Origin of the sequence: Thauera sp. (assembly GCF_034003485.1) — a bacterium.
Lineage (GTDB): Bacteria > Pseudomonadota > Gammaproteobacteria > Burkholderiales > Rhodocyclaceae > Thauera.
This window is the reverse complement of sequence record NZ_JAVEYL010000006.1, coordinates 63,667-90,040: the sequence shown is the minus strand read 5'-3', so window position 1 is coordinate 90,040 and position 26,374 is coordinate 63,667. Positions and strand designations below refer to the sequence as shown.

Here is a 26,374-nt window from a genome sequence, read left to right as displayed (position 1 = left end):
CCGAGGTCGATTTTTCGCCCCGGGTCGTGAGCGCTCAGCCTTTTGCCTTGGCGACCATCACCATGGCCGGGCGGATCACACGCTCGTTGAGCAGATAGCCCTTTTGCAGCACGGTGACCACGGTGTTGGGTTCGGCGTCGGCCTCGACCACGCTGATCGCCTGGTGCTTGTTGGGGTCGAACTTCTGGCCGAGCGGGTTTTCCTCGGCCAGCTTCGCGCCCTCGAAGGCGGAGACGAGCTGGCGCAGGGTCAGCTCCACGCCTTCGCGGATCTTGTCGACGGTCTGGTTCTCGACCGCGAGAGCGGCCTCCAGGCTGTCCTTGACCGGCAGCATCGCGGTGGCGAACTTCTCGGCGGCGAATTTGGAGGCCTTCGCGATGTCCTCCTGCGCGCGGCGGCGCATGTTCTCGGTTTCGGCTTTCGCGCGCAGCCAGGCGTCGTGGTGCTCGGCGGCCTTGAGCTCGGCCTGGCGCAGGGCGTCCTCGAGGCTGGGCATGCGGTCGATGCCGTTTTCCGGCGCGTTGTCTGCCGCCGCGGCTGCGGCGGCTGCGTCCATGCCCGGGGCTAGGCCGAGCTCTGCCGCATGCTGTGCGCTCGCTGGCTGGGCTTCGGTGGCGTCCTGTCCGGGTGCGTTCTGGCTGGCCTGATTCGGGTCCTGCATGTCCGTATTACTCCCTGTTGATCCGAAACAGTCGGCTAGCTGGGGGCGGGCCGGGGGAATTCAAGAGGGCGTGGCAAAAAATGTGAGGCAGGAATTCTGCGTCCGTCGGGGCATCCTCCGTCGAGGCTGCGGGTGTGCGGGCGTCGCCGGTAGAGCGGGGGCAGGACACGGTGTCGCGTGGTAGCATTGCGTGTTTTGGTTTTCGCGGCTCGCCCGCCTTCAAGCATGACCCAGTTCGCCAAGGAAACCCTGCCGATCAGCCTCGAAGAGGAGATGCGGCACTCCTACCTCGATTACGCGATGAGCGTGATCGTGGGCCGCGCACTCCCCGATGCGCGCGACGGCCTTAAGCCGGTGCACCGGCGCGTGCTGTTCGCAATGCACGAGCTGTCCAACGACTGGAACCGTGCCTACAAGAAGTCGGCGCGTATCGTCGGTGACGTCATCGGTAAGTACCACCCGCACGGCGACACCGCGGTGTACGACACCATCGTGCGCATGGCGCAGAACTTTTCGCTGCGCTACATGCTGGTCGATGGCCAGGGCAACTTCGGCTCGGTCGACGGCGACAACGCCGCGGCGATGCGTTACACCGAAATCCGCATGGCGCGCATCGGCCACGAACTGCTGGCCGACATCGACAAGGAAACGGTCGATTTCGGCCCGAACTACGACGGCTCCGAGAAAGAGCCGCTGGTCATGCCGGCGCGCATCCCGAACCTGCTGATCAACGGTTCGAGCGGCATCGCGGTCGGCATGGCGACCAACATCCCGCCGCACAACCTCGGCGAAGTCATCGACGCCTGCCTGAAGCTGCTCGAAGACCCCGAGACCGACATCGAGGCGCTGATCGACATCGTGCAGGCGCCGGACTTTCCGACCGCCGGCCTGATCTACGGCCTGCATGGCGTGCGCGAGGGTTACCGCACCGGCCGTGGGCGGGTGATCATGCGTGCGCGCACCCACTTCGAGCCGATCGGCAAGACCGACCGCCAGGCGATCGTCGTCGACGAGCTGCCCTACCAGGTGAACAAGCGCACCCTGCAGGAGCGCATGGCCGAGCTGGTCAACGAGAAGAAGATCGAGGGCATCAGCGAGATCCGCGATGAGTCCGACAAGTCCGGCATGCGCCTGGTCGTCGAACTCAAACGCGGCGAGATGCCCGAGGTAGTGCTCAACAAGCTGTTCAAGCACACCCAGTTGCAGGACAGCTTCGGCATGAACATGGTGGCGCTGGTCGACGGCAAGCCGCGCCTGCTCAACCTGAAGCAGATGCTCGTGTGCTTCCTCGAGCACCGGCGCGAGGTCGTCACCCGCCGTACCATCTTTGAACTGCGCAAGGCGCGCGATCGCGGTCACATCCTCGAAGGTCTGGCGGTGGCGCTGTCCAACGTCGACGAGATCATCGCCCTGATCAAGGCCGCGCCCACGCCGGCCGACGCCAAGCGCGAGCTGATGGCGCGCGAGTGGCGCTCGGCGCTGGTCGAAGAGATGCTGACCCGCGCACTGGCCGACAGCTACCGGCCGGAAGGGCTGGATCCGCAGTTCGGCCTGCAGGCGCAAGGTTACCGGCTGTCCGAGACCCAGGCTCAGGCCATTCTGGAACTGCGCCTGCAGCGCCTGACCGGGCTCGAGCAGGACAAGATCGTCGGCGAGTACCGCGAGGTCATGGACGTCATCACCGACCTGCTCGACATCCTCGCCCGCCCCGAGCGCATCACCGCGATCATCGTCGACGAGCTCGGCGCGGTGCGTAACCAGTTCGGCGACCCGCGTCGCTCCGAGCTGGTGATGAACACCGCCGAGATCAACATCGAGGACCTGATCACGCCGGAAGACATGGTCGTGACCCTGTCGCACACCGGCTACTTCAAGCGCCAGCCGCTCGCCGACTACCGTGCCCAGCGCCGTGGCGGCCGGGGCAAGCAGGCGACCTCGATGAAGGACGAGGACTTCATCGACCGCCTATTCGTGGCCAACACCCACGACACCGTGCTGTGCTTCTCGAGTCGCGGGCGCTGCTACTGGCTCAAGGTGTACGAGGTGCCCGAAGGCACGCGCAACTCGCGCGGCAAGCCGATCGTGAACCTCTTCCCGCTCATCGAGGGCGAGAAGATCACCGCGGTGCTCCCGATCAAGGAGTTCGACGAAGAGCACTTCGTGTTCATGGCGACCTCGGAAGGTACGGTCAAGAAGACCGCGCTGTCGGCGTTCTCCAATCCGCGCAAGGCCGGCATCATCGCGGTCAATCTCGACGACGGCGACCACCTCATCGGCGTGGCCATCACCGATGGTCAGTCCGACGTGATGCTGTTCTCGGATGCCGGCAAGGCGGTGCGCTTCGCCGAGACCGACGTGCGCCCGATGGGCCGCGAGGCGCGCGGCGTGCGCGGCATGATGCTCGAAGACGGCCAGGCGGTGATCGCGATGCTGGTCGCCAAGGGTGAGGAGCAGTCGGTGCTGACTGCCACCGAGAATGGCTACGGCAAGCGCACCCCGGTCGCGGAATACACCCGTCATGGCCGTGGCACCAAGGGCATGATCGCAATCCAGACCTCGGACCGTAACGGCAAGCTGGTCGCGGCGGTGCTGGTCGAACCCACCGACGAGATCATGCTGATCTCGACCGGCGGCGTGCTGATCCGCACCAGCGTCGAGAGCATCCGCGAGATGGGTCGCTCGACCCAGGGCGTGACCCTGATCAATCTCGATGACGGCACTTTCCTCGCCAGCGTCGAGAAAGTGGCCGATTCCGGCGCCGACGACAGTATCCGACTCGAGGCAGAAGGCGAGGGCGTGGAGGAGGGTCCGAGCGCCGCGGCGGACGCCGAAGGCGAGGCCCCGGCCGCCGGCGAGGAAGGAGACGCCTGATGAGTCGCGTATGGAACTTCGGCGCCGGCCCCGCGGCGCTGCCCGAGGAAGTGCTGCGCCAGGCCGCCGACGAGATGCTCGACTGGCACGGTTCGGGCATGGGCGTGATGGAGATGAGCCATCGCGGCAAGGAGTTCACCGCCATCGCCACGCAGGCCGAGGCCGATCTGCGCGCGCTGCTTGCGGTGCCGGCCAACTATCGCATCCTGTTCATGCAGGGCGGGGCGATCGCCGAAAACGCGATCATTCCGATGAACCTGATGGGCGACAGGCGCGTGGCCGACTACGTGATCACCGGTTCGTGGTCGCAGAAGTCGCAGAAAGAAGCGCGCAAGTATGCCGAGGTGAACATCGCGGCGTCCTCCGAAGCCAGCGGCTTCACGACCGTGCCCGGCATGGATGAGTGGCGGATCTCGCCCGATCCGGCCTATGTGTTCACCTGCACCAACGAGACCATCGGCGGGCTTGAGTACCCCTTCGAGCCCGATCTGGCAAAGCTCGGCCGCGGTGAGGTGCCGGTGGTGGCCGACATGTCCTCGCACATCCTGTCGCGCGCGATCGATGTGTCGAAGTACGGCCTGATCTTCGGCGGCGCGCAGAAGAACATCGGCCCGGCAGGCCTGACCATCGTCATCGTGCGCGACGACCTGCTCGGGCGCGCGATGCCGCACTGCCCGACGGCCTTCGACTTCAAGACCGTGGCCGACAACGGCTCGATGTACAACACACCGCCGACCTATTCGATCTACATCGCCGGCCTGGTCTTCCAGTGGTTGAAGCGCCTGGGGGGTGTCGCCGCGATCGAGGCGCAGAACGTGGCCAAGGCGAAGCTGCTGTATGACTTCCTCGACGGCAGCGATTTCTACGAAAATCGCGTCGACCGCGCCTGTCGCTCGCGCATGAACGTGCCCTTCTTCCTCAAGGACGAGGCGCTCAACGAGACCTTCCTCGCCGAGTCGAAGGATGCCGGGCTGGTGCAGTTGAAGGGCCACAAGTCGGTCGGCGGCATGCGCGCGTCGATCTACAACGCGATGCCGCTCGAGGGTGTCGCCGCGCTTGTCGACTTCATGCGCGACTTCGCCGCGCGCCGCGGCTGAGGCTGCGCAGGGCAGGCAGCACGGAAAGACGGGACAACATCAAGACGCAAGCCGGAGGGGCCACGGGCCGAGCATGAGCGACGAACTGCTGAAACTGCGCAACGAGATCGACCGTATCGACGAAGAAATTCTCGCCCGCCTTGCCGAGCGGGCGCGCTGCGCGCAGCGCGTGGGCGAGATCAAGCGCGGGGTCATGTACTACCGCCCGGAACGCGAGGCGCAGGTGCTGCGCCGACTGGCCGAACTCAACCCCGGCCCGCTGTCGGCGGACGCGGTGAAGACCATCTTCCGCGAGGTGATGTCGGCCTGCCTCGGTCTCGAGCAGCCCTTGCGCGTGGCCTACCTCGGCCCGGCCGGCACCTTCTCGGAGAGCGCCAGCCGCAAGCACTTCGGGTCGGCGCCCAACTTCATGCCGATGGCGGCCATTGACGACGTGTTCCGCGCGGTCGAGGCCGGCAACGCCGACTATGGTGTGGTGCCGGTGGAGAATTCCACCGAGGGCGCGGTCGGCGGCACGCTCGACCTGCTGCTCGCCAATCCACTCCAGGTCTGCGGCGAGGTGCGCCTGCGCATCCACCAGCAGCTGATGTCGCGCGCCGAAGGCATTGGCGCGGCCAGGCGCATCTACTCGCATGCGCAGTCGCTGGCGCAGTGCCATGAGTGGCTCAACCGCAACCTGCCACACCTGCCGCGCATCCCGGTGGCGAGCAACGCCGAGGCCGCGCGCATGGCGTCCGAGGATCCCGAATCCTGCGCCATCGCCGGCGAGGCGGCGGCGCAGCTCTACGGCCTCAACATCCTCGCGCCCAACATCGAGGACGACCCCAACAACACGACTCGCTTCCTGGTCATCGCCGACCACGACGCGGGTCAGTCCGGCCAGGACCGCACCTCGCTGGTGTTCTCCACGCCCAACCGCCCGGGCGCCATCCATGGTTTGCTCGAGCCGCTGGCGCGTCACGGTGTCGACCTGACCAAGCTGCAGTCGCGTCCGGCGCGCTCCGGCCTGTGGGAATACGTCTTCTACGCCGACATCAACGGCCACCGCGAGGACGCACAGGTCGCGGCTGCGCTTCAGGAACTCAACGAACGCGCGGCCTTCGTCAAGATCATCGGCTCCTACCCCGTCGCCGCGATCTGAACGCAGTCTGCCTCGATCGAACCCTGGTTGCGCTTGCGCAGCCACAGCAGGAGACACACATGAGCATCGCCAGCCTTGCACCCGACTACATCCGCGCGATCATGGCCTACCAGCCGGGCAAACCGATCTCCGCACTGGCTCGCGAGATGGGTATCGCCGAGGCGAGCATCGTAAAGCTCGCCTCCAACGAGAACCCGCTCGGCATGAGCACCCATGCCCGCGAAGCTGCAGTTGCCGCGGTTGCGGACGTCGCCCGCTATCCCGACGGCGGCGCCTTCGCACTCAAGGCGGCGCTGTGCCGCAAGTTCGGCGTGCGAGCCGACCAGCTCATCGTCGGCAACGGTTCCAACGACATTCTCGAGCTCGTCGCGCAGGCCTTCCTCGCGCCGGGCCTGTCGGCCATCTACTCGCGTCACGCATTCGCGGTCTATCCGCTGGCAACCAATGCGCGCGGGGCGCGCGGCATCGAGGTAGCAGCGAAGAACTTCGGCCATGACCTGGACGCGATGATTGCCGCGATCGAGCCGCAGACCCGGGTGATCTTCATCGCCAACCCGAACAACCCCACCGGTACCTTCCTGCCCGGGGCGGAACTGGAGGATTTTCTCGCCAGCGTGCCGCGCCATGTACTGGTCGTGCTTGACGAGGCCTACACCGAGTATCTCGCGCCCGAGCAGCGCTACGACTCGATCGCATGGCTCGAACGCTATCCGAACCTGCTGGTCTCGCGCACCTTCTCCAAGGCCTATGGCCTGGCGGGCCTGCGCGTGGGCTACGGCATTGCCCACCCGGAAGTAGCCGACCTGATGAACCGCGTGCGTCAGCCCTTCAACGTGTCTTCGGTCGGTCTGGCCGCAGCCGAGGCGGCGCTGGGCGATGAAGAGTTCATCGCTCGCAGCGCCGAGATCAACCGCCGCGGGATGGCGCAGCTCACTGCCGCCTTTGCCGAGCTGGGGCTGGAGTGGATCCCTTCGGCGGGTAACTTCGTCACCTTCAAGGCGGGCGACGCGGTCGGCCTCAATCAGGCGCTGCTGCGCCAGGGGGTGATCGTGCGCCCCATCGGTGCCTATGGCATGCCGCACTGGCTTCGGGTGTCGATCGGGCTGTCGGAGGAGAACGGCCGTTTCATCGCTTCTCTGAAACAGGCGCTCGCCTGAGCGGAGGCTGACGATGCCCCTGATCGGCAAACTCGTCGTCTGTGGCGTCGGCCTCATCGGCGGCTCGTTCGCGCTCGCGCTGCGGCGCGCGCAGGCCGTTGGCCGTGTCGTCGGCATCGGCCGTCGGCGTGCGCCGCTCGAGCGCGCCCAGGCGCTTGGGGTGATCGATGAGATCGCTGACGACTGGGCGACCGCGCTCGATGGCGCGGATATCGTGCTGCTGGCCGCGCCCGTGGGCCAGATGGACGTGATCATGGCGTCGATGGCGCCGCACCTGCAGCCGGGCACGATCGTCACCGACGCCGGCAGCACCAAGCGTGACGTGGTCGACGCGGTGCATCGACATTTCGGTGCGGTGCTGCCCGACGTGGTGCCGGCACACCCGATCGCCGGTGCAGAAAAGAGCGGCGTCGAGGCGGCCTTCGCCGAGCTTTACATCGGCCGCAAAGTGGTGCTGACGCCCCTGCCCGAGAGCCGGCCCGAAGCGGTGAACAAGGTGCGCGCCGCGTGGGAGGCCTGCGGTGCGGTGGTGGTGGGGATGACCCCGCAGGAGCACGATCGCGTGTTTGCGGCAGTCAGTCACCTGCCGCACCTGCTCGCCTTCGGGCTGGTGGACGATCTGGCGGGGCGCAGCAACGCGCCATTGCTGTTCTCGCATGCAGCGAGCGGCTTTCGTGACTTCACCCGCATCGCCGGCAGTCATCCCGAGATGTGGCGCGACATCTGTGTCGCGAACCGGGTCGCGCTGCTCGAGGAGCTCGACGCCTACCTTGCCGAGCTCGCCCGCTTGCGCACGATGCTGGTCGAGGCTGACGGTGATGGGCTCGAGTCGGTGTTCGAGCGCGCCCGGCGCGCGCGCAATGCCTGGGCCGAGGGCCTGCCGGTGCGGACTGCGGAGTAGCGCGTCCCTTCCTCGCCGCCGGCTGGCTGGGCGCGTCGGCGCCGGCTTTTTCTTCGTCCTGCACGGCAGGACACGCTTTCAGAGGTCATGATGGAATTTCTCGATCTGCCCCCGATGCTGGGCGCTACCGGACGCGTCCGCCTGCCCGGCTCGAAGAGCATCTCCAACCGCGTCTTGCTCCTCGCTGCGCTTGCCGATGGGGAGACCGACATCCGCGATCTGCTGATGTCCGACGACGTCGAGCGCATGCTCGAGGCCCTGCGTGCGCTCGGCGTCGCGTGGGCGCGCGAGGGCGATAGTCTGAATTACCGCGTGTGCGGCGTGGGGGGGGCTTTTCCGGTGAAGACCGGAGAGCTCTTCCTCGGTAACGCTGGCACCGCCTTCCGTCCGCTCACCGCGGCGCTCGCGCTGTCGGGCGGCGAATACCGGCTGTCCGGCGTGCCGCGCATGCACGAGCGCCCGATCGGCGATCTGGTCGATGCGCTGCGCCAGCTCGGCGCCGACATCACCTGTACCGCCAACGAGGGCTACCCGCCGCTGCATCTGAAGCCCGCGAGCATCCGCCCCGGGGGGGTGGTCCGCGTGCGCGGCGACGTCTCGAGTCAGTTCCTCACCGCGCTGCTGATGGCGCTGCCGCTGACCGGCGTCGAGACGACGGTCGAGGTGGTCGGCGAACTGATCTCCAAACCCTATATCCGCATCACGCTCGAACTCATGGCGCGCTTCGGCGTACAGGTCGAACAGCACGGCTGGGAGCGCTTCGTCGTGCCCGGTGGCGCGCGCTACCGCAGCCCGGGCACGGTGTTCGTCGAGGGCGATGCCTCGTCGGCGTCGTATTTCCTCGCCGCCGGTGCAATCGGTGGCGGGCCAGTGCGGGTGGAGGGGGTCGGGCGCACGAGCATCCAGGGCGACGTGCGTTTTGCCGAGGCGCTCGAGCAACTGGGCGCGCGCATCGAGATGGGCGACAACTGGATCGAGGCCTCGGCGCCCGCAGGTGGCCTACTGAAGGCCTTCGATCTCGACCTCAACCACATCCCCGACGCGGCGATGACGCTGGCGGTGGCGGCGCTTTTTGCCGATGGTCCGTGCCGGCTGCGCAACATCGCGAGCTGGCGGGTCAAGGAGACCGACCGTATCGCGGCGATGGCGACCGAGCTGCGCAAGGTCGGCGCCGAGGTGGAGGAGGGTGCTGATTATCTGGTTGTGACGCGACCGCAGCATCTGCGCCCGGCGGCGATCGACACCTACGACGACCACCGCATGGCGATGTGCTTCTCGCTCGTCACCCTCGGCGGCTGCCGGGTGCGCATCAACGACCCGAAGTGCGTGAACAAGACCTTCCCCGATTACTTCGACGCCTTCGCTCGGGTCGCGGCGCCCGTGCCGGTGCTGGCGATCGACGGTCCGTCGGCGTCCGGCAAGGGCACGGTGGCCGCGCGTGTGGCCGAGGCGCTCGGCTGGCACTATCTCGATAGCGGTTCGCTGTACCGCCTGGTCGCGCTTGCCGCGATGCGCGCGGGTGTCGCGCTCGATGATGAGGCCGGCGTTGCGGCGTTGGCGGCCGCGCTGCCAGCACGCTTCGAGGGCGGGCGCGTGCTGCTCGGCGAGGCTGATGCGAGCGACGTGACCGACGAGATCCGCTCCGAGGCCTGCTCCGTCGGCGCCTCCAGGGTGGCGGTGCTTGCGCTGGTGCGCGCAGCCCTGTTCGACCGCCAGCGCGACTACCGCGTCGCTCCCGGTCTGGTCGCCGAAGGCCGTGACATGGGGTCGGTGATCTTTCCCGACGCGGGGATCAAGGTGTTCCTCACCGCGTCGGCCGAATCGCGCGCCGAGCGACGTTATAAGCAGTTGATCGAAAAGGGTTTGGCTGCTAACATGCAAAGCCTTCTGAAAGACCTTCAGGAACGGGATGCGCGCGACGCGGCCCGAACCGTTGCGCCATTGATGAAGCTGCCGGACGCGGTCCTGCTCGACACTACCGAACGGAATGTTGATCAGGCCGTGGCTTTTGTCCTTGATCTCGTCGAGGCAGGGAAGAAGTCGCCCGGTTGAACGTAATCGCGCGGGGGCGTGGGCTCCGGCGCGTTTTTTCTTGAACCTACCTTGTTCGCCGTCCCACGACGGCACCGGAATTTTTCCATCTATGTCCAACGCCACCCCCTCCTTCGAAGAAAGCTTTGCCGATCTCTTCGAGGAAAGTCTTGCCCTCCAGGAAATGCGCACCGGTGAAGTCATCACCGCCGAAGTCGTGCGCATCGACCAGAACTTCGTCGTCGTCAACGCCGGCCTGAAATCCGAAAGCTACGTGCCCATCGAGGAGTTCCGCAACGACCGCGGCGAGCTCGAGGCCAACATCGGTGATTTCGTCCACGTCGCGATCGACGCGCTCGAAGACGGCTACGGCGAAACTCGCCTGTCGCGCGACAAGGCCAAGCGTATCTCGGCCTGGAACGACCTCGAGAAGGCGCTCAACGAGGGCGCCCTGGTCAAGGGCGTCATCACCGGCCGGGTCAAGGGTGGCCTGACCGTCATGACCAACAGCATCCGCGCCTTCCTGCCGGGCTCGCTGGTCGACATGCGTCCGGTCAAGGACACCACGCCGTACGAAGGCAAGGAATACGAATTCAAGGTCATCAAGCTCGACCGCAAGCGCAACAACGTGGTGGTTTCGCGTCGCGCCGTGCTGGAAGAGTCGATGGGCGAAGAGCGCGAAAAGCTCCTCTCCAACCTCAAGGAAGGCACCGTCATCAAGGGTATCGTCAAGAACATCACCGATTACGGTGCGTTCGTCGACCTCGGTGGCATCGATGGCCTGCTGCACATCACCGACCTGGCCTGGCGCCGCGTCCGTCACCCGTCCGAAGTGCTCAACGTCGGTGACGAGATCGAAGCCAAGGTCCTCAAGTTCGACCAGGAAAAGAACCGCGTCTCGCTCGGCCTCAAGCAGCTCGGCGAAGATCCGTGGGTGGGCATCTCGCGTCGCTACCCGCAGGGCACGCGCCTGTTCGGCAAGGTGACCAACATCACCGACTACGGCGCGTTCGTCGAAGTCGAGCAGGGCATCGAAGGCCTGGTTCACGTGTCCGAAATGGACTGGACCAACAAGAACATCCACCCGACCAAGGTTGTCCAGCTCGGCGACGAAGTCGAAGTGATGATCCTCGAGATCGACGAAGATCGTCGCCGCATCTCGCTGGGCATGAAGCAGTGCATGTCCAACCCGTGGGACGATTTCGCAATCAACCACAAGAAGGGCGACAAGGTCCGCGGCCAGATCAAGTCGATCACCGACTTCGGCGTGTTCATCGGTCTGGAAGGTGGTATCGACGGTCTGGTGCATCTGTCCGACCTGTCGTGGAGCGAGACCGGCGAAGACGCCGTGCGCCGCTTCAAGAAGGGTGACGAGGTCGAGGCCGTGGTGCTGGCGATCGACGTCGAGCGTGAGCGTATCTCGCTCGGCATCAAGCAGCTCGAGGGCGACCCCTACACCAACTTCATCGCTACTCACGAGAAGAACAGCCTCGTGCGCGGCACCGTGAAGTCGGTTGAGGCCCGTGGCGCGGTGATCTCGTTGGGTGATGAGGTCGAAGGCTATCTGCGCGCGTCCGAGGCAGCCCCGCACCGTGTCGATGACCTGACCACGATGCTGAAGGAAGGCGACGAGGTCGAGGCGCTGGTGATCAACGTCGATCGCAAGACGCGTTCGATCAACCTGTCGATTCGCGCCAAGGATCAGGCCGAGCAGTCCGACGCGATGAGCAAGCTGGCGTCCGAAAGCTCGGCTGCCACCGGCACGACCAACCTTGGTGCGTTGCTCAAGGCCAAGCTGAACGAGCAGAAGCAGTAATCTGACCGATCATGACCAAATCGGAGCTGATCGCCCAGCTGGCGGAGCGTTTTCCCCAGTTGGTCGCAAAGGATGCCGATTACGCGGTCAAGATGATTCTCGATGCGATGACCGATGCGCTTGCGCGTGGGGACCGCATCGAGATCCGCGGGTTTGGTAGCTTTGCGCTGAACTACCGTCCGCCTCGTACCGGTCGCAATCCGAAATCCGGCGAGAAGGTGCACGTGCCGGAAAAATACGTCCCGCATTTCAAGGCGGGCAAGGAATTGCGCGAGAGGGTGGATCTCAGCGGTAATTGACCGCGCGGCGATCGGTTTTACAGGCAATAATGGAAGGCGGCTGCGGCCGCCTTCTTTTTTGTTAATCGCTCGGGGATAATGCCGGCCATGCGCGCAATCATCTGGGTCATCCGCCTGCTGCTGTTCTTCCTGCTGTTCGGGTTTGCAATCAAGAACGACCAGCTGGTAACGCTGAACTCCTTCTTCGGCAGCCAGTGGCAGCTTCCACTGGTATTCGTCATTCTCCTTACCTTCGCCGCGGGAGCTCTGCTTGGCGTGACCGCCACATTGGCGTCCCTGGTGCGTCAGCGTCGGGAGATCTCACGCCTGCGTCGCCAGTTGGAGTTGGCCGAGCGCCACAAGGTCTCGAGCGAAACCGCGCTCACCGCGGGCGAAGCTCAACTGCCGATGCCCTGACCGCCGATGGAAATCGAATTCTGGTGGCTGCTCGCGCTGCCGCTTTTCTTCGGGCTCGGCTGGCTGGCCGCTCGTATCGACATTCGCCAGGTGGTGCAGGAGTCGCGCGCGCTGCCGCGCTCCTACCTGAGCGGCCTCAACTTCCTGCTCAACGAACAGCCCGACAAGGCCATCGACGCCTTCGTCGAGGCGGTGCGCATCGATCCGCAGACCGTCGAGTTGCACTTCGCACTCGGCAGCCTGTTCCGGCGTCGGGGTGAGACCGATCGCGCCATCCGCATCCATCAATTGCTGGTCGATCGGGAGGACATCAGCGAAGCCCATCGCCTGCAGGCGCTTGGCGAGCTTGGGCAGGACTTTCTCAAGGCCGGCCTGCTCGACAGGGCCGAGGCCGCTTTTCAGCGCTTGCGCGGTACGCGTGCGAACGACGTGGCCTTGCGCTTCCTGCTCGAGATCTACCAGCAGGAGAAGGACTGGGCCAAGGCGATCGAGGTCGCCCAGGCGCTTCCCGAGCATGAGGGGGTGATGTGGCGCACCGAGATGGCGAACTTCCACTGCGAACTCGCCGCGAATGCGATGGCCAATTCGCGCTACGACGACGCCCGGCGCCATCTCGACAGTGCTTTCGAGGTCAGTCGGCGAAACGTCCGCGCCAGCATCCTGCTCGGCGATCTGCTTGCGGCGCAGGGGCAGGACGAAGAGGCGCTCGAAGCCTGGAAGCGCATCGAGAACCAGGATCCGGTCTACCTCGCGCTGGTGGCCGAGCGCATCATGGCCGCTTACGGCCGCCTGGGCAGGGTGGAGCAGGGACACCAGTTGCTGCGTGCCTGGCTATCGGCCCATGCCTCGCTGGATCTGCTGGATGAACTGTTCCACTGGGAGCTCGAGCGCGAGGGTCCCAAGGCAGCATACGAAATGGTGCGCGAGGAACTGCGGCGCAACCCGACGCTGCTTGGACTCGACAAGCTGCTCGAGGCTGCGGTGCTCGCTGCGCCCGCAGAGCAGCGCAGCGACATTGAGCTCATCAAGCAACTCATTCACGGTCATACCCGCCGGGTGGCACGTTATTGCTGCGAGGCTTGCGGCTTCAAGGCCCGCCAGTTCCATTGGCGCTGCCCGGCCTGCGGCGGTTGGGAGACCTATCCTCCGCGGCGAACCGAAGAGTTCGATCTCACGCCTTGAGTGCGGCTGGCGATCAGTGCCGGTGCCGCGCGCCCTTGAACCTCGACCCGAGCAATGAAACACATGGAATTCAGGACGCTGGAAGATTACGTCGGCCATACACCGCTGGTGCGGCTCAAGCGCATCCACGCCGGCCGCAACAACGTGATCCTCGCCAAGCTGGAGGGCAACAACCCAGCAGGGTCGGTAAAGGACCGTCCGGCGCTGTCGATGGTGATGCGCGCCGAGGCGCGCGGCGACATCAAGCCCGGCGACACGCTCATTGAGGCGACCAGTGGCAATACCGGCATTGCGCTGGCCATGGCGGCGGCGATGCGCGGTTACCGCATGATCCTGGTGATGCCCGAGAACCAGAGCATCGAACGCCGTCAGACCATGCGCGCCTTCGGCGCCGAACTGGTGCTGGTGCCGAGTTCCGGGGGGATGGAGATGGCGCGCGACATCGCCGAGAAGATGCGCGAAGAAGGGCGCGGCGTCATCCTCGACCAGTTTGCCAATCCGGATAATCCGCTGGCCCACTTCGAGGGCACCGGCCCGGAGATCTGGGAGCAGACCGGCGGACACATCACGCATTTCGTCAGTTCGATGGGGACGACCGGCACGATCATGGGGACTTCGCGCTTCCTCAAGGAGCGCAAGCCCGAGATCTGCATCGTCGGCTGCGAGCCGGAGGAGGGCTCCCAGATTCCCGGTATCCGCAAATGGCCGCAGGCCTACCTGCCGAAGATTTTCGAGCGTCCGCGCGTGGACCGCTTCGAGCGCGTCAGCCAGGCCGATGCCGAGGAGATGACCCGTCGTCTGGCGCGTGAGGAAGGCATCTTTGCGGGCATTTCTTCTGGCGGCTCGATGCATGTCGCGCTGCGCATTGCTGCCGAGGTCGAGGACGCGGTCATCGTGTCCATCGTCTGCGATCGCGGTGACCGCTACCTGTCGACGGGTGTGTTCCCAGCCTGAGGTTTCCCGCTCGTCGGGGCGGCGTGCTCCGGCGCTTTCGTGCGCGCTGGCCGTCGCGCTGTTGGCGCTGCTGTGCGGCCTGGTGCCGGCTCAGGCAATCGATCGCCTGAACCTGCGGGTGGCGGACGTGGTGAATCCCGGGTTCGCGCTCCATGACATCCAGGCCGTATTCGACGCCGGTGCCGGAACGGCCGTGGTATCGGTCGGGCGCGCACGCGCGGGTGCGCGGCTGGCGCGCGATGTGCGGTTGCGTTGTGGGCGTGCCGCGCTGAGCTTCGAGGGTCTCACCTGTCACAACGCGGAACTGCGGGTGGCCGGGAAGCGGGTGGCGGCCGTTTTCGATCTCGAGATGAATCTTCGTAGCGGCCGAACGCACCTGGTCGCCGCGCTCGGCCAAGGGCGCGTCGAAGTGCTGCGCGAGGATGACGGAAGTGTGCACGTCGGGTTGGTCGAGGTCGCGGCGGAGGGCCTGCTGGCCCTGTTGCAGATCTGGTCTCCCGAGCTCGTGCGCGGCGTGCGGGACTTGAAGGCGGTGGGCAGTGCGAGTGGCGAGATCGACTGGACTCAATCCGGGTCGGGTGGCTCGCGACTCGGTGCCCGACTGCGTTTCGCGAACGCAGGCTTTGGCACCGCGGACGGCCTGCGGGCTGCGGAAAAGGTCGGCGTCGAGCTTGCCGTGGATGCACGCCAGGCGGGCGAGACCTGGCACTGGGAGGCGAGCGCCGACTGGCGGCAGGGCGCTGCCTACCTGCACCCGCTCTATCTCGAGGCTGGGCCGAGGTTCTCCGCGCGGGGTCGGCTCGACGGCGAGCGCCTCCGTGTCGAGCGTGCCGATGTCGAACTCGAGGGCGTGCGCCGACTCAGCGCCACTGCAACGGCAAACCTGGATGCGCTGGCAGATGGGAGCATTTCCCTGGAGGTGGAGGGCGCCGATCTTGCCCTGATCGGGCCGCGCTGGATCGCCCCGCTGCTGGCGCCCGCCAGCGCCGATCGGATGCGCTTTTCCGGGCACATGACTGGCGCGCTGCGGCTGCAGCAGGGGCATGTGCAGGCGATTGAAGGCGTGTTCGAGGATGCCGGCTTCAGTCTTGCCGGGGTTGCGGACGGGGCGGGCGTGGCGCTCGGGCCGGTCGCCGGCAGGGTGTCGTGGGTCAAGGGGAAGCGTTCGAACAGCCACCTCGAGATCGCCGGCGGGCGCTGGGAGAAGCTCACACTCGGCGCCTTCGTGATCGATGCCGAGTTGATGGATGACAGTGTCCAGTTCGCGAGGACGACCGTGCCCGTGCTCGATGGCGCGCTGGTGCTCGACGGGCTCTCCTTGTCGCGGGGCCAGTCGGGCTGGCAGGGCAGCGGCAGCGTCGTCATCGAGCCGGTGTCGATGCCGGCGCTGACGGCAGCACTGGAGCTGCCGCTGATGTCCGGCGTGCTCTCGGCGTCGCTACCGGGGCTGCGCGTGAGCCCGGGCGAGATCGCGCTCGATGGCGCGCTCGTCATCTCGGTGTTCGATGGCTACGTGCACGCGACAGGGCTGCGCCTGCGTGAGCCCTTCGGCGTGGCCTCGCACCTGAGCGCCGACATCGAGGCCCGTCATATCGATCTCGCGCAACTGACCGAGACCTTCAGCTTTGGCAGCATCACTGGCTTTGTCGATGCCGATGTGCGCGGCCTCGAGCTGGCGCGATGGCGACCGGTCGGCTTCGATGCGCGCATCGTCAGCAGTCCCGGAGACTACCGCCGCCGGATCAGCCAGCGCGCGGTGCAGAATATCGGCGCGCTCGGCGGCGCGGGGGCGATCGCCGCGATTCAGCGCAGCCTGCTGCGGGTGTTCGACACCTTCGGCTACAGCGAGCTCGGGCTCCATTGCCGTCTTGCCGGCGGCGTATGTCTGATGGATGGCATCGAAGGCGGAGCGCGCGCCGATGGTGGCTTCGTGATCGTGCGCGGCGGCGGCGTCCCGGCGCTGGATGTCATCGGCTACAATCGGCGCGTGGATTGGGACGAGCTGGTCAACCGCCTGCAGCGGGTGATCGCCGAAAACGTCGCGCCCGAACTGCGCTGACTCCCGCAAACCGGAAGGAGAATGGCATGCCCGTCACATCCAGGTTGTTCCTGGCTGCAGTCCTCGCCCTGTCGGCGTCGGCCTGCGTCACCATCAACATTTATTTCCCGGCGGCTGCCGCTGAAAAGGCGGCCGACCGCATCATCGACGAGGTGTGGCAACTGCGCGAGGGCGCCGTTGGTGCGCCGGCGTCGGTGCCCTCGCAAGGAGAGACGAAATGAGCCTGCTTTCTTCAATCCCGCGCTGGCTGGGTGGCCTCGTGCTCGGTGTCGTGATGGCAGCGGCGGTGCAGGCACAGGGCAATCTCGAGATCGACACGCCTGCCATCGCAGCGCTGCAGCAGTCGATGCAAAAGCGCCATGCTCAACTCGAACCCCTCTACGCTGCGGGTGCCGTGGGCCTGGCGAGCGATGGCACGGTGGCCCTGCGTGATGCAGCCAGCGTGCCGCTCGCCCAGCGCGCGCAGGTCACGAGCGCGATTGCGGCCGAGAACGCCGATCGTGCCGCGCTCTACCGAGAGATCGCGCGCGCGAACAGTCATCCCGAATGGGAAGGCGATGTCCGCCGCACCTTTGCCCAACGCTGGATCGACCGGGCCCAGCCGGGCTGGTGGGTGCAGCAAGGCGGGAAGTGGGTGAAAAAGTAATGCCGGTGCTTGTTTTCGACATCGAGACGATTCCCGACGTCGATGGTATTCGTGCGCTCGAGGACCTGCCGGCCGGGCTCTCGGATTACGAGGTTGCCGAGTGGGCCTTCCAGCAGCGCCGGGCGAGCCATGGCAACGACTTCCTGCCGCACCACCTGCAGCGCGTGGTTACGATTTCTTGCGTCCTGCGCGACGCGCAGCACTTCAGGGTGTTCTCGCTCTCGGAGCCGGAAAGCAACGAGGGCGAGATCATCCAGCGCTTCTTCGACGGCATCGAGCGCTACACGCCTCAGATCGTGTCGTGGAACGGTGGCGGGTTCGACCTCCCGGTCCTGCACTACCGCGGCATGCTTCACTGCGTGTCGGCACCGCGTTACTGGGATCAGGGCGAGGGCGATTACCACGACTCGCGCGACTTCAAGTGGAACAACTACATCAGTCGCTATCACAACCGTCATCTGGATCTGATGGACCTGGTGGCGATGTATCAGCCGCGTGCCAATGCGCCGCTCGACGACCTCGCCAAACTGATGGGCTACCCGGGCAAGCTCGGCATGGACGGCTCTGCAGTGTGGCAGGCCTGGCAGGACGGTCGGATTGCGGAGATTCGCGACTACTGCGAAACCGATGTGGTCAACACCTACCTGGTCTATCTCCGTTTCGAACGCATGCGCGGGCATCTCGACGCCAGCGCATGGGCGGCCGAGGTCCAGGTGGTGCGCGATGCCCTTGTACGGATCGATGCGCCGCACTGGAAGCAGTTCCTCGAAGCCTGGCCTCAGGCTTGAGACGCACTTCGCGGCAGGCGAGCACCCCGCTTGCCTTATGTTCACTCAGGGAAGGGAGAATCACATGGGCATCATCTACACCATCCTCATCGGCCTCATCGTCGGTCTCGTCGCGCGCCTGCTGCATCCGGGCAAGGAGGGGCTGGGTCTCATCATGACCTCGCTGCTCGGCATCGCCGGTTCGCTGGTGGCGACTTATGGTGGGCAATTCCTCGGCATTTATCACGCTGGGGAAGGGGCGGGCTTCATTGGTGCAGTCGTCGGTGCATTTCTGATCCTTTTCATCGTAAACCGACTCCGGAAGTAAGCTTTTCAGGTTGCAATGCAAAAGTGCTCAAAAAGTCTTTGACAAGATTTTTTGGGTGCCTATAATGCGGGACTTCAGCAGGCGCGTAGCTCAGTTGGTTAGAGCACCACCTTGACATGGTGGGGGTCGTTGGTTCGAGTCCAATCGCGCCTACCAAGATTATGGAGTCGATAGTCATGTTCCGAACTACTACTCAGGACGGAAACTGAACAGGTCGGCTCCGCTTGTCTGCTAGAGAAAAAAGCGCGCTAAGACCGCGCTTTTTTTTCGTCTACATTCTCTGTTTCACATCTTGGCCCGCGACGCTGTCGGGGGTACGAATTGCTCGAGGCCCTGTCATGCCCAACATCACGCTCCCAGACGGTTCCGTTCGCAGCTTCGATCATCCGGTGACCGTGGCCGAGGTTGCGGCCTCGATTGGCGCCGGTCTCGCCAAGGCGGCGCTGGCGGGGCGGGTCGGCGGACGCCTCGTCGACCTCTCGCATCGCCTCGACGCCGACGCCGAACTTGCGATCGTTACCGACAAGGCCGCAGAGGGGCTCGAGATTGTCCGCCACTCCACGGCCCACCTGCTGGCACACGCCGTGAAGGAGCTCTTCCCCGACGCTCAGGTGACGATCGGACCGGTGATCGAAAACGGCTTCTACTACGACTTCTCGTACAAGCGTCCTTTCACGCCCGAGGACCTGGCGGCAATCGAGGGGCGCATGGCCGAGATAGCCAGGCGTGACATTCCGGTGCAGCGCGAGGTCTGGCCGCGTGACAAGGCCGTGGATTTCTTCAAGAGCATCGGCGAGCACTACAAGGCCGAGATCATCGCCTCGATTCCGGCAGGCGAGGATGTTTCGCTGTACCGCCAGGGCGATTTCATCGACCTGTGCCGCGGTCCGCACGTGCCCTCGACGGGCAAGCTCAAGGTCTTCAAGCTGATGAAGCTGGCCGGCGCCTACTGGCGCGGCGACTCGAAGAACGAGATGCTGCAGCGGGTGTATGGCACGGCATGGATCAAGAAGGACGAGCTCGACGCTTACCTGCACATGATTGAAGAGGCGGAAAAGCGCGACCACCGCAAGCTTGGCCGCCAGCTTGATCTCTTCCACATCCAGGACGAAGCGCCGGGCATGGTGTTCTGGCACGCCAAGGGCTGGACGCTGTGGCAGCAGGTCGAGCAGTACCTGCGCCGCACGATCGGCGAGCATGGCTACCAGGAGGTGAAGACGCCGCAGATCGTCGATCGCTCGCTGTGGGAGAAGTCCGGTCATTGGGGCATGTACTCCGACCTGATGTTCACCACGCAGTCCGAGAAGCGCGACTACGCGGTCAAGCCGATGAACTGCCCCTGCCACATCCAGATCTTCAACCAGGGGCTGAAGAGCTACCGTGACCTGCCGTTGCGCATGGCCGAGTTCGGCTCCTGCCACCGCAACGAGCCCTCCGGTTCGCTGCACGGCATCATGCGGGTGCGCAACTTCGTGCAGGACGACGCGCACATCTTCTGCGCCGAGAGTCAGGTGCAGGCCGAATCGGCCGAGTTCATCCGCCTGCTGCAGCAGGTGTACACCGATTTCGGCTTCACGGACGTGCTGGTGAAGTTGTCGACCCGCCCGGATAAGCGCGTCGGTACGGACGAGCAATGGGATGCGGCAGAGGCTGCGCTCGCCGCCGCGCTCGATGCGCAGCGTCTGGAGTACGAGCTGCAGCCTGGCGAAGGTGCCTTCTACGGGCCGAAGATCGAGTTCTCGCTCAAGGACTGCCTGGGGCGTGTGTGGCAGTGCGGTACGCTGCAACTCGACTTCAATTTGCCGGTGCGGCTCGGCGCCGAGTACGTCGACGAGGACAACACCAAGAAGGTGCCGGTGATGTTGCACCGTGCCATCCTCGGCTCGCTCGAGCGCTTCATCGGCATCCTGATCGAGCATCATGCCGGCGCGATGCCATTGTGGTTGGCGCCGGTGCAGGCGGTGGTGATGAACATCTCCGAGGGGCAGGCGGAATACGCGGCCGAGGTCGCAGCCAAGCTCCGGCAGGCGGGTTTTCGCGTCGAAGCCGATTTGCGCAACGAGAAGATTAACTATAAAATTCGCGAACATAGCGTACAAAAGCTGCCGTACCAGATCGTCATCGGCGAGAAGGAGAAAGCAGCAGGCCTCGTGGCCGTACGTGCCCGGGGTGGTCAGGATCTTGGCCAAATGTCCCTCGATTCGCTGATCGATCACTGGCTTCGCGAAGTTGAAGCGAAAGCCGGATCGGTCTGATATTGGTTTTCGTGGAGAGTTGAACCATCGCACAAGAAAAAAAGCAGCGCGTAAATCGGGAGATCACTGCGCCTGAGGTCCGGCTGGTCGGCGAGGAGGGCGAACAGCTCGGTATCGTGTCCCTGAACGCATCTCTCAGCATGGCCGAAGAGGCCGGGCTGGATTTGGTCGAAATCGCACCGATGGCCGTGCCGCCCGTGTGCAAGCTGATGGATTTCGGCAAGTTCAAGTATCAGGAACAGAAGAAGGCCCACGAAGCCCGACTCAAGCAGAAGCAGGTGCAGGTCAAGGAGGTTAAGCTCCGCCCCGGCACCGACGACAACGACTACCTGATCAAGCTGCGCAACCTCAAGCGCTTCCTGGAAGAAGGCGACAAGTGCAAGGTCACCCTGCGCTTCCGCGGCCGTGAGATGGCGCACCAGGAATTCGGTTTGCGTCAGCTCGAGCGCGTCAAGGCAGATCTGGAAGAGTTGGGTCAGGTCGAGCAGATGCCCAAGATGGAAGGGCGCCAGATGATCATGATCATCGCGCCGAAGAAGAACCGCTAAGGTTCGAGAGATTTGCCCTCTCGGGGGCAAAGCCGCCGGATATCACAAGATCATCCGGCGGAAAACAAGTGGTGCCGGGTAATAAAACGCGTCGGGGCTTATCGGCGCTACCTGGTGTCATCCAAAAACATGGAGTCTCAGCAATGCCCAAGATGAAGACCAAGAGCGGCGCCAAGAAGCGATTCAAGGTGCGCGCGAGTGGTGGGATCAAGCGGTCCCAGGCGTTCAAGCGCCACATCCTGACCAAGAAAACGACCAAGGCGAAGCGTCAGCTGCGCGGCATGACCGAAGTTCATGCTGCCGATGAAAAGCTGATTCGCGCCATGCTTCCGTACGCTTGATAGGAGACCGCAATGCCTCGCGTTAAACGTGGTGTAACAGCCCGCGCTCGTCACAAGAAAGTCCTTTCCCAGGCCAAGGGTTACCGCGGCCGTCGTAAAAACGTCTATCGCATCGCCAAACAGGCGGTGATGAAGGCTGGTCAGTACGCCTACCGCGACCGTCGTCAGCGCAAGCGCCAGTTCCGCACGCTGTGGATCGCGCGTATCAATGCCGCCGCACGTGAACTGGGTCTGACCTACAGCACCTTCATGAACGGCCTGAAGAAGGCTGCGATCGAAATCGACCGCAAGGTGCTGGCCGACCTGGCCGTGTTCGACAAGCCGGCATTTGCCGCGATTGCAGAACAGGCCCGGGCCAAACTCGCTGCGTAAATCGACGCAGCCCGAAAAAAGGAGGCCTGGCCTCCTTTTTTTTTCTGAGTCGCCGTTTTCGACTCGACGAACATCTTCGATGTGCAGCCGCCCCTGCGGCTGTCATCCAGCATTACCGCATTTCGCCAGGGCAGGGACATGGAACAGCTCGATCAACTGGTACAACAGGCCGCAGCCGACTTCGCCGGGGCGGCCGATGGCGCGCAGCTCGAACAGGCCAAGGCGCGTTATCTCGGCAAGGCCGGTTCGCTCACCGAACGCCTGAAGTCGCTCGGCAAGCTCGACCCGGACGCGCGCCGCGAGGCCGGGGCGGCGATCAACGCCGCCAAGGTGTCGATCGAGAGCGCGCTCGAGGCGCGCCGCAACGCGCTGCGTGAAACCGCGCTGCTGGCCCAGCTCGCCGCGGAAGCGCTCGACGTGACGCTGCCTGGACGGGGTGCTGCCCAAGGCGGCCTGCACCCGGTCAGCCGCACACTTGAGCGTGTCGAGCAACTGTTCGCCTCGATCGGCTTCGTCGTCGCCGACGGCCCGGAGATAGAGACCGACTGGCACAACTTCACGGCCCTGAACACGCCGGAGAATCATCCCGCGCGTTCGATGCACGACACCTTCTATCTCGAAGGCCACGACGACGTCCTGCTGCGCACGCACACCAGCCCGGTGCAGATCCGTGCCATGCAGGCCCATGTCGAGCGCCATCGCAATGCCGAGGTAATGCCCGACCTGCGTCTCATCGCGCCCGGGCGTGTGTTCCGGGTCGACTCCGACGCCACCCATTCGCCGATGTTCCATCAGGTCGAAGGCCTGTGGGTGGGCGAGACGGTGAGCTTTGCCGATCTCAAGGGCGTGATCGCCGACTTCTTGCGCCGCTTCTTCGAGACCGACGACCTGCAGGTGCGCTTCCGTCCGTCCTTCTTTCCCTTCACCGAGCCTTCGGCCGAGATCGACGTCGCCTTCATGAGTGGCGCGCTCGAAGGGCGCTGGCTGGAGATCGCGGGTTGCGGCGTGGTGCACCCGAACGTGCTGCGCTTCGGCGGCATCGATCCCGAGCGCTACACCGGCTTCGCCTTCGGCATGGGGCCGGACCGCCTGACCATGCTGCGTTACGGCGTGAACGACCTGCGCCTGTTCTTCGACGGCGATCTGCGTTTCCTGAGCCAGTTCCGCTGAGTTCCGAGTCTTTCCCGCTGAACCGGCTCTCTCGAGCCGCGCCGAACAGACTTTGCCCCATCACGCAATCCGGGTAATCGAATCATGCAATTCTCAGAACAGTGGCTGCGGACCTTCGTCGATCCGCAGTTGAACAGCACCGAACTCGGCCATCTGCTCACCATGGCCGGCCTCGAGGTGGAAGAGGCTGAGCCGGCCGCGCCCGCGTTCAAGGGCGTGGTGGTGGCCCGCATCGTCGAGGCCGACAAGCATCCCAATGCCGACAAGCTCAAGCTCTGCAAGGTCGATGCCGGTACCGGTGAATTGCTGCAGATCGTCTGCGGCGCGCCCAATGCCGCCGCCGGGATGAAGGTGCCGTGTGCGGTGGTCGGGGCGGTACTGCCGGGCGATTTCGAGATCAAGAAGGCCAAGCTGCGCGGTGTCGAGTCTTTCGGCATGTTGTGCTCGGCGCGCGAGCTCGGCCTGTCCGAGGATCACGGCGGGCTTTACGCGCTGCCCGAGGACGCCCCCGTGGGTGGTGACATTCGTGACTACCTCGGGCTCGACGACACCCTGTTCACGATCAAGCTCACCCCCAACCGAGCCGACTGCCTAAGCTTGACCGGCGTGGCGCGCGAAGTTGCGGCGATCACCGCCACAGCGCTGCAGCAGACGGTGATCGAGCCGGTGGCGCCCGCCTTCGATGGTCGGCGCGAGATCGTGCTCGATGCGCCTGTCGCCTGTCCGCGCTACTGCGGTCGAATCCTCCGTGGTGTCAACGCCAAGGCGCTGACACCCGAGTGGATGGCTCGCCGTCTGGTGCGCAGCGGGGTACGCTCGATCAGCGCGCTGGTCGACATCACCAACTACGTGATGCTCGAGCTCGGGCAGCCGCTCCATGCCTTCGACAACACGAAGCTGCAGGGCGCCATCCATGTCCGGATGCCGCGCGCAGGGGAGCAGGTGCTGCTGCTCAACGAGCAGACTGTGACCCCAGACGCCGATACGCTGCTGATTGCAGACGAATCGCGTGCGCTTGCGCTCGCCGGGATCATGGGGGGTGAGGACAGCGGGATCACGCTGGAGACGAGCGATGTCTTCCTCGAGAGCGCCTTCTTTGCGCCCGATGCGATCGCGGGTCGCGCGCGCAGCTACGGCTTTGGCTCCGATGCCTCGCACCGCTTCGAGCGCGGTGTTGATCCGGAACTGGCGCGTGCTGCGATCGAGCGCGCGACCCGCCTGGTTATCGAGATCTGTGGCGGCGAAGCCGGCCCGGTCGTCGAGGCGCAGGTCCCCGAGGCGCTGCCCGTGCGCAAGCCGGTGCGCCTGCGTCCGGCGCGCGCGCGCCGCATCCTCGGGGTCACGCTCGGCGACGATGCCATGCTCGGCTTGCTGCAGCGCGTGCACCTGGATGTGGCGCGCGACGGCAACGATCTCCTCGTCACCCCGCCGTCCTGGCGCTTCGACATCGAGATCGAGGAAGACTTGGTCGAGGAACTCGCCCGGCTGCACGGTTACGACAACATCCCAGCCGTTGCGCCGCAAGGCAGCCTGATGATGCTCCCGAGCTCGGAGCACAGCCGTCCGGTATGGGCGCTGCGCCACCTGCTCGCCGCTCGCGGCTATCAGGAAGTGGTGAACTTCGCCTTTGTCGAAGAAGCCTGGGAGCGGGATTTCTGCGCCAACGAGAACCCGATCCGCCTCGCCAATCCGATCGCCAGCCAGTTGAGCGTCATGCGCTCCAGTCTGATCCCGGGCCTGGTCGGCACGCTGGCGACCAACCGCAAGCGCCAGATCGACCGTGTGCGCGTGTTCGAGGTCGCGCGTGTGTTCGAACGCAAGGCCGACGGCGAGCCCGTGCGTGGCTTCCATCAGGTGATGAACATCGCGGGCCTCGCCGCCGGCCCGGTGTTGCCGGAGCAATGGGGCGAGCGCTCACGCAACGTCGATTTCTACGACGTGAAGGGTGACCTGGAGGCGCTGTTCGCGCCGCGCCAGCTTGCGCTTTCGCCCCTCTCGCACCCTGCGCTTCATCCGGGGCGCGCGGCAGCGGTGAAGCTCGACGGTCACTCCATCGGTGTGATCGGTGAACTGCATCCGGTATGGGTGCAGCGCTACGATCTGGGCACGGCGCCGGTCGTGTTCGAGGTCGCGCTGGACGCCGCGCTTGCCGCGCGCATGCCGGCATATGCAGAGATCTCGCGCATGCCGGCCGTGCGTCGCGACCTTGCGCTCGTCATTGCGGTGGATGTTCCGGTCGAGCGCGTGCTCGAGGTGCTGCGCGAGGTTGCGCCCGCGGTGGTGCGCGAGATCAGCCTGTTTGACGTCTATCACGGCAAGGGGATTGACCCGGACAAGAAGAGCCTTGCCTTCAGGGTATCGATGCAAGATACTCAGCGCACACTCGAAGACGCCGAAGTCGAGGCGGCGATTGCCGTTCTCGTCAAACAGGCCGAGACCGTGCTCGGAGGCCGCCTGCGTGGCACGGGAGGCTGACATGACGCTCACCAAGGCAGAGCTCGCAGACCTTCTGTTCGAGCAGGTTGGCCTCAACAAGCGCGAGGCCAAGGACATGGTCGAGGGTTTCTTCGAGGAGATCCGGACGGCGCTGGAGCGTGGAGATTGCGTCAAGCTGTCGGGCTTCGGCAACTTCCAGTTGCGCGACAAGCCGCAGCGTCCCGGGCGTAACCCCAAGACCGGCGAGGAAATCCCGATCACCGCACGCCGTGTGGTCACTTTCCACGCCAGCCAGAAACTGAAGGCCGCGGTGGAGCAACTCAGCGATGCAAGCAAGCAGCCCTGATACAGGCGTCCAGGATCTGCCCCCGATCCCGGCGAAGCGCTATTTCACGATCGGCGAAGTCAGCGACCTGTGCGGCGTCAAGCCGCACGTGCTGCGATACTGGGAGCAGGAATTCACCCAGTTGAAGCCGGTCAAGCGCGGTGGAAACCGCCGCTATTACCAGCACCACGAGGTGCTCCTGATCCGTCGAATCCGGCAGCTGCTCTACCAGGAAGGCTTCACGATTTCGGGGGCGCGCAACCGGCTCGGAGAGTCCGCGATCCATGAGCATGAAAACCAGGTCGAGGTCGATCGCTACAAGGGCTTGATGCGCGAGATTCGCGCTGCGATCAAGGAGACGCTGAGCGATCTGCGGGCCTGAGCATTCGTCGTGAAATCGTCGTGAAATCTCTGGTAATTCCAGAATTCGCTGCTATAATGGCGGCTTGTGTCGGGGCGTAGCGCAGCCTGGTAGCGCACTTGCATGGGGTGCAAGGGGTCGCGAGTTCGAATCCCGCCGCCCCGACCAATCAAACAAACCGGCCCAGGCCGGTTTTTTGTTTTGTGGCGCCCTTGCCGGTAGCGCAAGGACGCTGTGCTAACATCCGGTGTTCCGGCCGT

Annotated in this window: 25 protein-coding genes and 2 tRNA genes; 26 read left to right on the top strand and 1 reads right to left on the bottom strand. The window is 65.0% G+C overall.

The window, feature by feature from the left end:
- Positions 1 to 34 precede the first annotated feature (34 nt).
- Positions 35 to 661, bottom strand: a complete 627-nt coding sequence (grpE, locus tag RBT54_RS04815) for a nucleotide exchange factor GrpE (RefSeq protein WP_320364661.1) — start codon at positions 659 to 661, stop codon at positions 35 to 37.
- Positions 662 to 886: 225 nt separating this feature from the next.
- Here grpE and gyrA point away from each other — a divergent pair, with 225 nt between their 5' ends.
- The 26 genes from gyrA to RBT54_RS04685 all read left to right on the top strand — a co-directional run bounded on the left by gyrA (position 887) and on the right by RBT54_RS04685 (position 26,282).
- Positions 887 to 3,532, top strand: a complete 2,646-nt coding sequence (gene gyrA, locus RBT54_RS04810; protein WP_320364660.1) for a DNA gyrase subunit A — start codon at positions 887 to 889, stop codon at positions 3,530 to 3,532.
- On the top strand, positions 3,532 to 4,629 hold the full coding sequence (gene serC, locus RBT54_RS04805) for a 3-phosphoserine/phosphohydroxythreonine transaminase (protein WP_320364658.1): 1,098 nt from the start codon (positions 3,532 to 3,534) through the stop codon (positions 4,627 to 4,629). Before gyrA ends, serC begins: the two co-directional genes overlap by 1 nt.
- 73 nt (positions 4,630 to 4,702) lie before the next feature.
- The gene (pheA, locus tag RBT54_RS04800; protein WP_320364656.1) at positions 4,703 to 5,770 is read left to right on the top strand and encodes a prephenate dehydratase; all 1,068 of its coding nucleotides are present in this window, start codon (positions 4,703 to 4,705) and stop codon (positions 5,768 to 5,770) included.
- 59 nt (positions 5,771 to 5,829) lie between these two features.
- Entirely contained in the window at positions 5,830 to 6,927 is a 1,098-nt protein-coding gene (gene hisC, locus RBT54_RS04795) for a histidinol-phosphate transaminase (RefSeq protein ID WP_320364654.1), read from the top strand.
- Between the two features lie 13 nt (positions 6,928 to 6,940).
- Positions 6,941 to 7,828, top strand: coding sequence for a prephenate dehydrogenase (locus RBT54_RS04790; protein WP_320364652.1), 888 nt, complete (start codon positions 6,941 to 6,943; stop codon positions 7,826 to 7,828).
- 90 nt (positions 7,829 to 7,918) lie between these two features.
- The gene (locus RBT54_RS04785; RefSeq protein ID WP_320364760.1) at positions 7,919 to 9,880 is read left to right on the top strand and encodes a bifunctional 3-phosphoshikimate 1-carboxyvinyltransferase/cytidylate kinase; all 1,962 of its coding nucleotides are present in this window, start codon (positions 7,919 to 7,921) and stop codon (positions 9,878 to 9,880) included.
- Between the two features lie 91 nt (positions 9,881 to 9,971).
- Complete coding sequence (gene rpsA / locus RBT54_RS04780) at positions 9,972 to 11,675, top strand: 30S ribosomal protein S1 (protein ID WP_320364651.1); 1,704 nt, start codon at positions 9,972 to 9,974, stop codon at positions 11,673 to 11,675.
- A gap of 11 nt (positions 11,676 to 11,686) precedes the next feature.
- The gene (locus RBT54_RS04775; RefSeq protein ID WP_320364649.1) at positions 11,687 to 11,974 is read left to right on the top strand and encodes an integration host factor subunit beta; all 288 of its coding nucleotides are present in this window, start codon (positions 11,687 to 11,689) and stop codon (positions 11,972 to 11,974) included.
- Between the two features lie 87 nt (positions 11,975 to 12,061).
- Positions 12,062 to 12,370, top strand: coding sequence for a LapA family protein (locus tag RBT54_RS04770; protein ID WP_320364647.1), 309 nt, complete (start codon positions 12,062 to 12,064; stop codon positions 12,368 to 12,370).
- A gap of 6 nt (positions 12,371 to 12,376) precedes the next feature.
- Positions 12,377 to 13,552, top strand: a complete 1,176-nt coding sequence (gene lapB, locus RBT54_RS04765; RefSeq protein WP_320364646.1) for a lipopolysaccharide assembly protein LapB — start codon at positions 12,377 to 12,379, stop codon at positions 13,550 to 13,552.
- 63 nt (positions 13,553 to 13,615) lie between these two features.
- Positions 13,616 to 14,506: a cysteine synthase CysM gene (cysM, locus tag RBT54_RS04760; protein WP_320364758.1), complete on the top strand. Its 891-nt coding sequence runs from the start codon at positions 13,616 to 13,618 to the stop codon at positions 14,504 to 14,506.
- Positions 14,507 to 14,567: 61 nt separating this feature from the next.
- Positions 14,568 to 16,565, top strand: a complete 1,998-nt coding sequence (locus RBT54_RS04755; protein WP_320364644.1) for a hypothetical protein — start codon at positions 14,568 to 14,570, stop codon at positions 16,563 to 16,565.
- Positions 16,566 to 16,591: 26 nt separating this feature from the next.
- A complete protein-coding gene (locus RBT54_RS04750; protein WP_320364642.1) occupies positions 16,592 to 16,786 on the top strand; it encodes a hypothetical protein in 195 nt (64 codons plus the stop codon).
- Positions 16,783 to 17,211, top strand: coding sequence for a YdbL family protein (locus tag RBT54_RS04745; protein ID WP_320364640.1), 429 nt, complete (start codon positions 16,783 to 16,785; stop codon positions 17,209 to 17,211). The genes RBT54_RS04750 and RBT54_RS04745 overlap by 4 nt, the downstream gene beginning before the upstream one ends.
- A complete protein-coding gene (locus RBT54_RS04740) occupies positions 17,211 to 17,999 on the top strand; it encodes a 3'-5' exonuclease (RefSeq protein WP_320364638.1) in 789 nt (262 codons plus the stop codon). Before RBT54_RS04745 ends, RBT54_RS04740 begins: the two co-directional genes overlap by 1 nt.
- Before the next feature lie 64 nt (positions 18,000 to 18,063).
- The gene (locus RBT54_RS04735) at positions 18,064 to 18,306 is read left to right on the top strand and encodes a GlsB/YeaQ/YmgE family stress response membrane protein (protein ID WP_320364636.1); all 243 of its coding nucleotides are present in this window, start codon (positions 18,064 to 18,066) and stop codon (positions 18,304 to 18,306) included.
- Positions 18,307 to 18,385: 79 nt separating this feature from the next.
- Positions 18,386 to 18,462, top strand: a tRNA-Val gene (locus RBT54_RS04730).
- 182 nt (positions 18,463 to 18,644) lie between these two features.
- The gene (gene thrS, locus RBT54_RS04725) at positions 18,645 to 20,561 is read left to right on the top strand and encodes a threonine--tRNA ligase (protein ID WP_320364634.1); all 1,917 of its coding nucleotides are present in this window, start codon (positions 18,645 to 18,647) and stop codon (positions 20,559 to 20,561) included.
- A gap of 26 nt (positions 20,562 to 20,587) precedes the next feature.
- Complete coding sequence (gene infC / locus RBT54_RS04720) at positions 20,588 to 21,109, top strand: translation initiation factor IF-3 (protein ID WP_320364756.1); 522 nt, start codon at positions 20,588 to 20,590, stop codon at positions 21,107 to 21,109.
- Between the two features lie 143 nt (positions 21,110 to 21,252).
- On the top strand, positions 21,253 to 21,450 hold the full coding sequence (rpmI, locus tag RBT54_RS04715; RefSeq protein WP_320364632.1) for a 50S ribosomal protein L35: 198 nt from the start codon (positions 21,253 to 21,255) through the stop codon (positions 21,448 to 21,450).
- Between the two features lie 12 nt (positions 21,451 to 21,462).
- On the top strand, positions 21,463 to 21,822 hold the full coding sequence (gene rplT, locus RBT54_RS04710; protein ID WP_320364630.1) for a 50S ribosomal protein L20: 360 nt from the start codon (positions 21,463 to 21,465) through the stop codon (positions 21,820 to 21,822).
- 138 nt (positions 21,823 to 21,960) lie between these two features.
- Positions 21,961 to 22,992, top strand: a complete 1,032-nt coding sequence (locus RBT54_RS04705) for a phenylalanine--tRNA ligase subunit alpha (protein WP_320364628.1) — start codon at positions 21,961 to 21,963, stop codon at positions 22,990 to 22,992.
- A gap of 84 nt (positions 22,993 to 23,076) precedes the next feature.
- Positions 23,077 to 25,467 (top strand): phenylalanine--tRNA ligase subunit beta, encoded by a 2,391-nt coding sequence (pheT, locus tag RBT54_RS04700; protein WP_320364626.1) that lies wholly within the window; start codon positions 23,077 to 23,079, stop codon positions 25,465 to 25,467.
- A gap of 1 nt (position 25,468) precedes the next feature.
- Positions 25,469 to 25,774, top strand: coding sequence for an integration host factor subunit alpha (locus RBT54_RS04695; RefSeq protein ID WP_320364624.1), 306 nt, complete (start codon positions 25,469 to 25,471; stop codon positions 25,772 to 25,774).
- Complete coding sequence (locus RBT54_RS04690) at positions 25,755 to 26,135, top strand: MerR family transcriptional regulator (protein ID WP_320364622.1); 381 nt, start codon at positions 25,755 to 25,757, stop codon at positions 26,133 to 26,135. The genes RBT54_RS04695 and RBT54_RS04690 overlap by 20 nt, the downstream gene beginning before the upstream one ends.
- A gap of 70 nt (positions 26,136 to 26,205) precedes the next feature.
- A tRNA-Pro gene (locus RBT54_RS04685) sits at positions 26,206 to 26,282 on the top strand.
- The last annotated feature ends 92 nt before the right edge of the window (positions 26,283 to 26,374 follow it).